The organism is Heyndrickxia oleronia (assembly GCF_017809215.1).
Taxonomy (GTDB): domain Bacteria; phylum Bacillota; class Bacilli; order Bacillales; family Bacillaceae_C; genus Heyndrickxia; species Heyndrickxia oleronia.
Genome location: NZ_CP065424.1, coordinates 2952338 through 2964369, shown reverse-complemented (window position 1 = coordinate 2964369; position 12032 = coordinate 2952338). Strand labels below are relative to the sequence as shown.

The following is a 12032-nucleotide window of genomic DNA, read 5'->3' as shown; positions in this document are numbered from 1 at the left end:
TTAAGGCTCTTTTCTCAAACATTGTTGCTATTTAAGGAAAGCTATAACTATTAAATATCGCCTGAGGATCGCTACACGTATCATTTTACTGAGAAAGAGCCAATTTCCATAAGGACCGCTAAGATCCTTTATTGGGAGTAAAAGCTGGCAGTTGGGCTTTTACAAAAGCAACAAACGATACGAAAACAGCATTATTTAAAGATATATAAAAGCCTTTTTATGTTCTATGTTAAATACTTTGTCCTACTTCGAACCTGTTTATTTTAATCATTTTTATAAAAATATTTCATGAAATGCTATGATGATCATTTCTAAAGTCGATGTAAATAAGGATTTTTTTGTGAGGGAAGATGGAGAATTATTTCCTTGAAATTAATTTTGATAAAGGTTATAATAATAAAGCGATGAGCTATTTGTGTAAGTCGAGGACTTAGCTATTTGGCTAAACATACGAATGTGGTCGTATGGGTACCTCGCCGCAAACGTGTTTTAAAAGACGCCTACGGATTTAGGCGTCTTTTCTCATTTTTAATCATTAAATGCTTCCCAATCGGAAAATAATCCACTGCCATTACAACTTGGGCATTCATATCCTGCAACATAAGCGCTATATGGGAGTGTAAACCCCCTGCCGCGACAATCTGGACATTTTCCCGATTCCTCCATTTCATTAAGGAACTTTTCATGTCTTTCATTTCTCCAGTTTGAAAACGATTGCAATAATCCCAATTTAATCACCTCCGTTTTTTACTAGTATTTGTTCTCTAATCGAATTTTATAATATCCATAAGTTTTTGTTATAGATAACTATTGATAAATGATAATTTACTTATCGATCGAATCAAATTATTCTAAACTTAGAAAATCCAAGAAGTGAGGGATGGAAATGGATAATAAATCAGATGTTCAAAAACAATTCGGTAGTACAGCTCGTTCATATGTTACAAGTGAAATTCATCAAAAGGGGAAAGATTTGCAATTATTATTAGCAATTTCCGAAATTACAGGAGAAGAAAATTTGCTTGATATTGCAACGGGTGGCGGACATACAGCAAATTTATTTGCTCCACATGTAAAGCATGTTACTGCTTTAGATTTAACCCAGCCAATGCTCCAAGAAGCAGAAAAGTTTATAAAGGGGAACGGCCATAAAAACGTAGAGTTTGTTCAAGGAGATGCTGAGCAACTGCCTTTTAGTGACCAAACCTTTGATATAGTGACCTGTAGAATTGCACCGCATCATTTTCCAAATATCGAAAAGTTCATTTATGAAGCTTACCGCGTATTAAAAAATGAAGGCTATTTTTTACTCGATGACAATGTTACACCAGAAAGTGACGAACAGGATCAATTTTATAATACGGTAGAAAAATTGAGGGATTATAGCCATTTTCGAGCATGGAAAAAAACTGAATGGTTAAAGATGCTTGAATTACAGGGATTTTTAGTAGAGGAATTGTACCGTTTTGAGAAAACATTTGAATTTGATTCATGGTGCAATCGTATGAAATTAAGTAAAACAAGTAAAGACGAAATTACAAATCTGATGCTCAATAGTTCTCAAGAAACAAAGAAACGGTTTCATATTAAAATAAAAGGTCAATCCATTCTTTCATTTAAAGGTGAAGCAATCATAATTAAGGCAAGAAAAGCATTTTGATTCATTATTAGGCGCTAATTTAAAGGCTTTTTTCTCAGATGTTTTACTATTTTAGGTAATGGTTTTACTAATAAAAAATCAGTTGAAGATACGATGAGACCTTTCATTTCACTTGGAAAAAGGCTTTAAACTTCATTACCTTAATCCAATGTATCAATATATTATATTTAAAAAACTCTGTCAGTGTGACTTATGAAAGATGGATGAGAATAATTGTGTCCGACCCATTTTTTTATTGAATGGATCATTTTTAATGAACCAAAACGGGGTCGGACGCAAAAGTACAGTTATTTATTATCCCTATTTTTTTCGATTTCTGGTGTGATTTCTTTTGAGGCTTCCGTTTGATAATGGTGAAAATTACGGTGTTTAGGCAAAAATTCTTCAGATTGTCGATCAAATGTATAGGATGATACATATTTATGAAAAGCCATTTCAAAGAGTGATATTGCAGAAGCTGAAACAAGTGAAATTAGAAATAGTGCAGTTGCATTTTCTCGAGTTAGTGCTGCCGATAAGAACCAAATAAAGAGCAAGCTTAAACCGAAGTCTGCAATCGTAGCAACCGTATTGTTTGTTCTTGGTAATATACCTATATCACCAACTAGGTAGGATGCTACAGATAAAACAAGTGAAATAAATACGAAATTAGTGAATGACATCCCGAAAATTAATCCTAAAATGACAAATAGGACCACAAGAGTAGCTACAAATTTAATCCCCATTGCTTTAATATGCTTCATAATTCCAAGCTCACCTCACAAATTTAATGTCTTATCTATTTTTTTAATTGTTTGCTTTAACTATTCGTATATAAAATTGGAAAATCATTAATAATCTTTGATATGATTAAATTGGGAAGCGATTTCATATTTCTAGTAAAGGCTTATTTATTAATCATTGTTGCTATTAATTAGCATTTTAACCAATAGCTATCTACTGAAGACCGCTATACCTTTCATTTCACGGTGAAAAGAGCTGCAAATTTCATAATCGTTAATTCGGTGCAAAAGCCGTCAGTGAGCAACAAATACGATAACAGCCATATTAAATTATAGGGGAAATAGCATGATACTTATAATAGATAATTATGATTCATTTACATATAACTTAGTTCAATATATTAAACAAATAGGAATAGAAGTAAAAGTTGTTAGAAATGACCAAATAGCAATAGCCGAAATTGAACAATTAAATCCTGAATTTATACTACTTTCACCAGGACCGGGTAATCCAGATCATGCTGGTATATGCATTGAGGTAGTCAAACACTTCTTTAATAAAATTCCAATCTTAGGTGTCTGTTTAGGACATCAGGTTATTGCTCAGGCATTTGGCGGAAAAATCATAAAAGCTAAAAGACCCATGCATGGCAAAACATCATTTATCACTCATGATGGGAAGTCGATTTTTTCGGGTTTAGAGAATTCCTTTAAAGTGACTCGGTACCACTCTTTGATCGTAGAAGAAAAATCCCTCTCTCAGGATTTGGATATAACTTCCAAATCGGAAGATGGAGAGATTATGGGAATTCGACACAGGCAATATAAGGTAGAAGGTATTCAATTCCATCCAGAAGCCATTTTAACTGAGAATGGGCTGAAGATGATTCAAAATTTTTTTCAGCCAAATGAAAAATTCTTAATTAATCATTAAAGGAAGATAAGTAGAATGAATAGAAAAGACATCATGCATGAAAATTCAACACTCTATTTTGAATTTGCTGATCGAAATGGAAAGAAACACCCAAAATTCTTTTGTAAACCTAAAAAAGTGATTCAAACATATCGTATAGATGAAGTTAGAGGTTGTATGGAACAAATTCAAAAAGAAGTATCCTGTGGGTATTATGCAGCTGGATATGTGTCCTATGAGGCTGCACCCGCGTTTGAGCCATCTTTCAAGGTACATGAAAATCCAAAGATGCCATTACTCTGGTTTGGAATTTTTGATGAACCTATAATAATTCCAGCTCCAAATAAGAAAGCCGATTACTCTGTTTCAGATTGGATTCCATCTATTGAAGGGGAAGCGTATCAGAAAGGAATATCCGAAATAAAAACAGCGATAGAAAATGGGCATACATATCAAGTAAATTACACAACAAGGCTGCATGCTAATTTTACTGGTGACGATTTTTCATTCTTTCAAAAACTATCTTCATCTCAAGATTCAGATTACTGTGCATATCTGAATTTGGGAGATTACCGTATTTTATCAGCCTCTCCGGAATTATTCTTCCGTTGGGATGGTAATAAAATTATTACCAAACCAATGAAAGGTACAGTGAGGAGAGGAAGAACAACTAAGGAAGATAATGAAAATGCTGCTTGGCTATTTCAATCCGAAAAAAATCGTGCGGAAAATGTCATGATTGTGGATTTGTTAAGAAATGATCTAGGCAATATTGCCGTGCCAGGAACGGTACAAGTAGATGAATTATTTACAATTGAGCAGTATCCAACTGTTCTTCAAATGACATCTACTATTTCTGCTATGACAGAAGCAGGAATTGAATTAGTAGACATCTTTTCTGCCCTGTTTCCTTGTGGTTCAATTACGGGTGCTCCTAAAATTAGTACGATGAGGATCATTTCTGAAATAGAGGATTCTCCTCGTGAGGTATATTGCGGTGCCATTGGATTTATAAGTCCAATAGGGGAAACCATATTTAATGTGCCTATTAGAACCGTTGTTATCAATAATCAAACCAATCAAGCAGTATATGGTGTTGGTGGCGGTGTTACATGGGATTCAACGACAAAGGATGAGTATGCAGAAATTCAGACGAAGGCAAGTATTTTATCGAAAGAACAACCAACCTTCAAATTACTTGAAAGTATCAAGTTGGAGAATGGTAATTATTTTTTACTGGACCGCCATATTAAGCGATTACAAAATTCAGCTGCTTATTTTCATTACTCATTACACATAAATGAATTAACAGAAGCATTACAGCAATTTGCAAAAAGAAATCCTTATCAATTACTAAAAGTTAGAGTACTCGTTGCAAAAGATGGCTCATTTGAAATAACTAGTGAACCGATCACATCATTGAATAAACCATTACAAGTAAAATTAGGGGAAAGCCCAGTTGATAAAAATGATCTCTTTTTATATCACAAAACGACGAACCGTCGAGTATATCAATTTCATAAGGAAAGCCAACCTAAAGTTTTTGATGTACTATTGTGGAATCAATATGGAGAATTAACTGAGTTTACCAATGGAAATATCGTCCTTGAAATAAAAGGTGAGTACTATACACCACCAGTTCAAGTAGGATTATTACCTGGTACATTTCGTGAGGAATTGATAGAAATGGGAAAACTAAAAGAAAGAATTCTTACTGTCAAAGATATTAAAGAGGCAACAAATATTTACTTTATTAATAGTGTACGAGAATGGCAAAAGATAAGATTTGTTTAAATGGGTTTTTTTAGATAAAATCTGTCCCCCCTATAATTATAAATTTTCTACTTTAGTGACATACTAAGGAAAAAATAGATATGAGGGTTGTGTATGGACTATATCAATAGAGAAACCTTAATAGACCAGATGACTAATCAAATGCAGCTTTTAATGGATCATTATGGACTCGAGGATATCGGTATATATGAAGAAGAAGGGGCAGGAAATGACTATTATCTGGGGTATACTGTGCGTAAGGATGGAAAAGTTTTTATGCTAAATATGCCTTATATGAAGGATGAATTTGGTAGGCTTACTTTAAAAAATAGGGAATGGACCATTCAATCAGACGATGGAGAGTTAAAAGGGTTTCATAGTTTGGATGAAGTTTTTAATAAGGGTCTTTTCTAATGAATCCTTAAATAATTTTTAATCTTTGTATGCCAAAATAGATTTATGATAGGCAAATGGAATAACTAATGTTTGAGCGATAGAGAGATAGGAGGAAATTCTCCATGACAGCAGAAAAAGAGCTAAAGAAGCGAGATATTATCGATCAGCTTCTTAATAAAGGAATTTATAAATCAAATAATAAACAACTGTATGAATTATCATTATATGATTTAAAGAGTATATATAATGAAATAATCGTTGGAAAATCAAGCTAGAAAGTGCATCTATAGATGCACTTTTTTATTTGGTTGTATAAAATGTTCCGAAAAGTGAAATAATTAATATGAGGAGGGATCTTATGAAATCTTTAATCCAAACTTTGAAGGAAATTTGTACAAGCTATCCACTTTCAGAAAAGGTTCTGATCGTCGATCATTATCGTACTGGTGAACAAATATTAAATGAGTTTATAAATACAGGTCATTGTGTAATAAATATTAAGATTCACACCATTCAAGATATAGCTATTAAGTTTCTTTCTCAAAAGTTTATCCAAATTAAATTCATCACTCCTACCATCGGTTCTATTCTAATGACTTCCATAATAAAAACATTAAAGGATAAACAAAAACTCCATTACTTCCATCTTCTCGAAACAACACCAAGCTTATCAATGACTATGTATAAAACGATACAAGAGATTAGGCTTTCAGGATACTCCAGTACTCATTTTCCAAGGGATATATTTAAGATGAAAGATAAAGCGAGTGATCTACAAAAAATCCTTTATGAATATGAGAGGATTTTAGAAAAAAATTCGTATTGGGATGAGACGAAAGCTTTTCTAAAAGTAATTGAACAAGTCAATATTGTAGAAATGGATAAATGTATTTTTTTATTTCAACCAAATCTTTCTTTTATAGGAATAGAAGAGCAATTTGTCAGTATGCTTTTATCAAAGCATTCATATATTTTGCCAATTGCCCCAGTGTATGAAATCACTCCTCCTGCAAGATTTGCATTTATTCTAGAGGCACATGGGAAGGCTCAACCGTCCGATTTTAGTTATTTACTAAGTAATAATCATCATTTAGGGAATATAGATTTTGAGCTTTTTGCAAGTCATACAGAGGAAGAAGAAATAAATGAAATGTTAAGGAGAATGATGCAAAAGGAAATACCTTTTGATACATGTGCGTGTTTTTATAGTCAACAAGAGCCATATCAAATGATGATGTATCAACTATCTGAAAAAATGAAAATTCCAGTTACGTTTGGAGAAGGTCTCCCGATCACTGTTACGAATCCAGGGAAAATGATATTGGAAATCCTTCAGTGGTTTAAACAGGACTTTAGTGCTCCATCCTTTTTGAACTTGCTTCAAGAAGGTGTATTTGATTTTGATGCGGAGTCTCCAAGTATTTTATCTATCACCAGAATGATTAGAAATTCTGAGATTGGTACTGGAAAAGAGCGATATCTGCAGAAACTTCAAGTTAAAATCCATGAATTGAAAGAAGAATTGAATCGGGATAGTGAAGAACATCATTTCTCTATAGAAAAAAAGATAGCAGAATATACATGGCTATATCAATGGTTTGAAACACTTTTTCAATTTATTCCATCTCATTATGGTGGGGGTAAATGGAAGGGATATCTCGATCTACTCGATTTTATACTAGAATTCGCTAAAATACAGTCCGTTTACGATAAACTTTCGAAAGATGCTTTAGTAGAACAGATACAGTTATTGCGTTCATTTGCAACTGAACCAAATTCTCAGAAAGAAATGCTTTCTATCCTAGAGGAGTATTTATTGACGATCCGCATTGGTGCATCTGGGCCGAAATCGGGTTCCTTACATTTTACTTCGTTTCAACAAGCACTTTTTATAAATCGCAAGAATCTGTATTATATTGGGTTCGATAATCAACGCTTTCCGGGGAAGGTTAAGGAAAATCCACTATTATTAGATGATGAGAGAAAAGCCTTGTGCGCGAATCTTCCATTGCATAGGGAGAAGGCTAAAGAAAATATTTTTCATTTATTACAAGCACTTGCTTGTAGTACTGGTCGGTTAACAATTAGTTATCCTGTTTTCAACCAACAGGAAAATCGTTTGAACACACCATCACATTTCTTTTTAACCTGTTATCGGATTCTCATAAATAATAGTGAAGCAAATAATGAACAATTGATAGGCAATTTGCTCATCAAGAGTCATTTCGAAACGGATAAAATTAATCAAAAAGAATGGTGGCAATCTCTCATTAATTATGGAAACCACAGCCATATCTCTTTGGAGAAATTAGAAGGCTTGAAGTATTTTGTAAAAGGATATCGAGCAATCGAAAAAAGATCGACCATTAATTTTACAGAATATGAAGGGAAAGTAAATGCGGGTGGTTATGTTTTAGACCCAAGAAAAAATAGAAATATACGATTATCCAGTAGTCGATTAGAAAAGCTAGCAACTTGTCCATATAAATATTTTCTAGAGGATATTTTACAGATAGCCCCTGCCGAGCCTGTCAATCAAAATAAATGGCTTGATGGAAAGACACGTGGCATATTACTCCATGAGATATTTGAGCAGTTTTATAAAACAATTCTTGTAACTGGAGATAAACCATCTTATGAAAAACACATCGATATGCTGATTACAATTGCTAAAGAGAAAATAGACTATTTTAAAGAACGTATATTTCCGGATTGTTCAATTAGTTTCGAAGAAGAGATGAATGAAATTATTGAATCCTGTCATATCTTTTTGAAAAGTGAAGAGGAACATACATGGGGAAATGTACCTGCATATTTTGAATATGTATTTGGATTAGATGGAAACCCTCCTGCAAAAATTCACCTTAATAATAGTGAGTCTTTTTTTCTATCTGGAAAAATTGACCGTGTAGATAAACAAGAGGATATGAATTACGTGATAATTGACTACAAAACGGGAAGTGCAAGAGAGTATTCTTTAAATAAATTTTTCAATGGTGGACGACATTTACAGCATTTTCTTTATGCCAAAGCATTGGAGAATCAGTTCAATTTATACGAGGGGCAAGTGATTAATAGTACGTATCTTTTTCCAACAACTAAAGGACTAGGAGAGAGGAGAGTCCGATTACAGGATTCAACAGCTAGTGAAAATGGTTTAGAGATCACGGAGAGGTTACTCGACCTTTTAAAAGCTGGATACTTTCCGATGACAGATGATATAAAAAAAGATTGTAGGTATTGCACGTTTCAACATGTATGTAAACGGAACTCATATTCAGAGGAGCAGTATGAGGAAAAAATGAGGCATGTAAAAGCTATTAATAGATGGATGGGGGTGAGAGCGTATGAGTAAACAAATAATTGATGAGGTAGCACGCCATAAAATCGAACAGCATCTTACTCAAAACTTTCTAGTTGAAGCGGGAGCAGGATCTGGTAAAACAACAAGTCTTGTTAACCGCATGGTTAATATGATAAAAATGGGGACATGCAACATATCGGAAATAGCGGCTATTACATTTACAAAAAAAGCAGCTGAAGAATTAACGACAAGATTTCAAACAAAACTTGAAAATGAATGGAGAGTAGAAGAGGATCTCTCAAAAAAACAAAATTTGGAGAGTGCATTAGCTAATTTTGACCAATGCTTTTTAGGGACTGTTCACTCTTTTTGTGCATGTATCCTCCGTGAGCGTCCAATTGAGGCAGGATTAGATCTGCAATTTCGTGAAATTGAGGAAAGAGAGGACCAACATATTGCAATACAAGCTTGGAACAACTTTTTTGAAAAGATGATGGTGAAAGATTCTGAAAGGTATCATTTTATAAAAAGGCTAGGTATTCCAGTTTCAGATTTACGTCAATGCTTCTTAAGGTTAATTGCTTATCCGGATGTAGATTGGGTTTATGTTGAGAAGGAATCCCCGAATATTTCAAGAGTTTACCATTCGTTTCTAAACCTTTTGAAAGAAGCTAACCATGCGATTCCATCTGAACCCATAGAAGGAAGATATGATAAACTTCAAGAGCTTATTTTGCAGGCGATTCGTAAAAATAAATACGAAAATCATGAAACAGATGCAATGAAGATTGGATTACTAGAAACATTTAATAAACAGCTTACGATTACACAAAAGTTATGGAGTTCAAAAGAGGATGCAAAGTACTATTTGGACAAAATTGTTGATTTCGTTGAAATGAAAATACAGCCATTATTGGAAAAATGGTATGAGTATGTTCACGGACATATCATGCCATTGATGATTGATATCTTGCATGAATATGAAATACTAAAAAAGCAAATGTCCTATGTAAATTTTCATGATTTGTTAATAAAGACCGCACTCTTATTGAAGGAGAATAGTGAGGTTCGCGGTTATTTTCAAGAAAAATATCGCAGTATTCTAGTCGATGAATTTCAAGATACCGATCCGATTCAAGCAGAAATCATGTTTTACATAACGGCAGAGAATCTGTATGAACAGGATTGGACAAGATGTCGGCCGAAACAGGGTTCATTATTTGTTGTAGGAGACCCTAAACAAGCGATTTATCGTTTTCGTCGTGCAGATATAGACATTTATAATAAAGTAAAAGAATTGATAGGTAATCAAGGTGGAGAAATATTAGAATTAACAATGAATTTTCGAACTTTAGATTCGGTAACAAACTCATTAAATTCATTTTTTGAAGAAAAATTACCTATTCAAGCGACAGAATATCAAGCTGCTTTTAAGCCATTACATGCCTATTTTAATGACAATCATTCTACTTTTTCAGGAATATATCAATCGATAATACCAAAAGAATATGTAAATAAGGAAGAAATGATCCAATTCGATGCTTTTCAAATAGCTGAAACCATTAATAAGATGATTCATCAAGGACATCAGCCTAAAGAGTTTATGATTTTGACAAGATATAATGAGAATTTAGAAGTTTATTATCAGGCACTTTTAGAAAATAACATCCCTGCACATTTGAGTGGTGAAATAACATTAGCAAATATGACGGAATTTCAGGAACTTTTTCATCTTGTTGAGTTTGTAAAAGATCCAACTAATACTGTTCAGTTACTTGCGGTACTTAGAGGTCCTTTCTTTGGTGTGAGTGATCAGGAACTATTTGAATGGAAGTACAGTGGTGGTAGCTTTGATATTTATTGGACACCAAGTGAAGATAATGTTGTCGAATCTACATTTGATTTTCTTCAAGCGTTTGAACGGCTTCAAACATACGTAAATTGGAAATATCAATATTCTCCGGCTACAGTGGTAGAGAAAATGATCGAGGATATTGGTTTCTATCCATTGCTGTTATTAAAAGGCTATGGAAAAAATGAATGCCAACATTTAAACTCTATTATCACCACGATTCGATCAGCAAGTACTTTTTATGAAGCAGCAGAATTACTAAAAGAATTGATTTTTACAAAACGTTTAGTACTCAATATGGATGTTGGGGCAAATGCTGTTCGAATAATGAATGTCCATAAATCGAAGGGACTGGAAGCGGAGATTGTTTTCCTAGCAAATCCCGTTAAAAAAATTGATGTGAAGGAGCGTATCTCCTTACATATTAAACGAACAAATACAACTTCATATGGTTATTTTATTGTTCAAAAATCAAACGGATTCCAAACTAAGATGATCGCTTGTCCACCAGAGTGGAGTATTCATCAAACAGAAGAATACAAATATTTGATTGAGGAAGAAACACGGATCGTATATGTAGCAGCGACTCGAGCGGAAAAGGCATTAATTATTAGTACAAGCGAGAAAACTAATAAGAAAAATCCATGGAATGAACTAGTGTTTGCTGTACAACCAAATCGAATTCAAGTCGATGATATCATGGAAAGTGAAATAACTGAACAAGAGGTCCAAAGGAAGATTAATGTTAGCAATGATTATATTAATGAATTAGGTATGTGGATTAATAAACATATTCAGCCAACATATGCTACGTATAGTCCTACAGATGAAAAAGATGATATCTATCAATTAGATATTGACCGTGAAAAAGGCGGTGGAATGCTTTGGGGAACACTTATCCACGAAGCTTTCGAGAAGCTAATAAGAGGCATGAAAATTGAAAACCATATCGAAGACTTGCTACAAAAATATGGTTTTTCACTACAACGGAAGCAAGAGGTCTATCAAAGTATACAAAGCTTTAAACATACAAAAATATGGGATCAGCTACAGACAGCCGAAATTGTTTTAACAGAAGTCCCATTTAATGTTCGATTATCGAGTGAAGATCCATTATACAAGAAAATACGAAAGAGTAAAGATCAACAGTATCCATTGCTAGTTAAAGGTGTGATTGATTTAGCATATCAATATAAAGGAAATTGGTATATTGTTGATTATAAAACCGATCGTTCAAAAGACAGAGAGGGTATTGTACGCTTAACCTCCTATTATGAGCATCAAATAGCCTTGTATCGTGAATTATGGGAAAGAATCATGCATACCTCTGTTCATCAAACACTCCTTTATTTCGTATTTACAGATGACATATGTATTGTATAAGAGCAAAGATTAGGGGGCTATCAGAATGT

The 12032-nt window shown here is 33.5% G+C and carries 9 protein-coding genes; 7 read left to right on the top strand and 2 right to left on the bottom strand.

Translation table 11 applies throughout. From position 1 onward, the window contains the following. Positions 1 to 528 precede the first annotated feature (528 nt). Entirely contained in the window at positions 529 to 729 is a 201-nt protein-coding gene (locus I5818_RS14870; RefSeq protein ID WP_078111362.1) for a hypothetical protein, read from the bottom strand. A 157-nt stretch (positions 730 to 886) separates the two neighbouring features. On the opposite strand from I5818_RS14870, the gene I5818_RS14865 reads away from it, so the two are divergent. Then, entirely contained in the window at positions 887 to 1660 is a 774-nt protein-coding gene (locus I5818_RS14865) for a class I SAM-dependent methyltransferase (protein ID WP_078111364.1), read from the top strand. A 287-nt stretch (positions 1661 to 1947) separates the two neighbouring features. Here I5818_RS14865 and I5818_RS14860 read toward each other — a convergent pair whose 3' ends face one another. Continuing rightward, positions 1948 to 2403, bottom strand: coding sequence for a YndM family protein (locus tag I5818_RS14860; RefSeq protein ID WP_169846980.1), 456 nt, complete (start codon positions 2401 to 2403; stop codon positions 1948 to 1950). Between the two features lie 325 nt (positions 2404 to 2728). On the opposite strand from I5818_RS14860, the gene I5818_RS14855 reads away from it, so the two are divergent. The 6 genes from I5818_RS14855 (at position 2729) to I5818_RS14830 (ending at position 12003) form a co-directional block, all read left to right on the top strand. Beyond that, entirely contained in the window at positions 2729 to 3316 is a 588-nt protein-coding gene (locus tag I5818_RS14855; RefSeq protein WP_058003871.1) for an anthranilate synthase component II, read from the top strand. 15 nt (positions 3317 to 3331) lie between these two features. Then, positions 3332 to 5089, top strand: a complete 1758-nt coding sequence (gene pabB, locus I5818_RS14850; protein ID WP_235849876.1) for an aminodeoxychorismate synthase component I — start codon at positions 3332 to 3334, stop codon at positions 5087 to 5089. A gap of 93 nt (positions 5090 to 5182) precedes the next feature. Next, on the top strand, positions 5183 to 5482 hold the full coding sequence (locus tag I5818_RS14845) for a DUF5634 family protein (RefSeq protein ID WP_058003872.1): 300 nt from the start codon (positions 5183 to 5185) through the stop codon (positions 5480 to 5482). A 104-nt stretch (positions 5483 to 5586) separates the two neighbouring features. Beyond that, entirely contained in the window at positions 5587 to 5739 is a 153-nt protein-coding gene (locus tag I5818_RS14840; RefSeq protein WP_078111484.1) for a Fur-regulated basic protein FbpA, read from the top strand. An 83-nt stretch (positions 5740 to 5822) separates the two neighbouring features. Continuing rightward, complete coding sequence (locus I5818_RS14835; RefSeq protein ID WP_209391776.1) at positions 5823 to 8819, top strand: PD-(D/E)XK nuclease family protein; 2997 nt, start codon at positions 5823 to 5825, stop codon at positions 8817 to 8819. Next, the gene (locus I5818_RS14830) at positions 8812 to 12003 is read left to right on the top strand and encodes a UvrD-helicase domain-containing protein (RefSeq protein WP_078109944.1); all 3192 of its coding nucleotides are present in this window, start codon (positions 8812 to 8814) and stop codon (positions 12001 to 12003) included. The genes I5818_RS14835 and I5818_RS14830 overlap by 8 nt, the downstream gene beginning before the upstream one ends. Positions 12004 to 12032 lie beyond the last annotated feature (29 nt).

Excerpts from the sequence above, each read along its gene's own strand:
- I5818_RS14840 (WP_078111484.1), top strand. The coding sequence starts at position 5,587 with ATGACAGCAGAAAAAGAGCTAAAGAAGCGAGATATTATCGATCAGCTT.
- I5818_RS14835 (WP_209391776.1), top strand. The coding sequence starts at position 5,823 with ATGAAATCTTTAATCCAAACTTTGAAGGAAATTTGTACAAGCTATCCA.
- I5818_RS14865 (WP_078111364.1), top strand. The coding sequence starts at position 887 with ATGGATAATAAATCAGATGTTCAAAAACAATTCGGTAGTACAGCTCGT.
- I5818_RS14860 (WP_169846980.1), bottom strand. The coding sequence starts at position 2,403 with ATGAAGCATATTAAAGCAATGGGGATTAAATTTGTAGCTACTCTTGTG.
- I5818_RS14855 (WP_058003871.1), top strand. The coding sequence starts at position 2,729 with ATGATACTTATAATAGATAATTATGATTCATTTACATATAACTTAGTT.
- pabB (WP_235849876.1), top strand. The coding sequence starts at position 3,332 with ATGAATAGAAAAGACATCATGCATGAAAATTCAACACTCTATTTTGAA.
- I5818_RS14830 (WP_078109944.1), top strand. The coding sequence starts at position 8,812 with ATGAGTAAACAAATAATTGATGAGGTAGCACGCCATAAAATCGAACAG.
- I5818_RS14845 (WP_058003872.1), top strand. The coding sequence starts at position 5,183 with ATGGACTATATCAATAGAGAAACCTTAATAGACCAGATGACTAATCAA.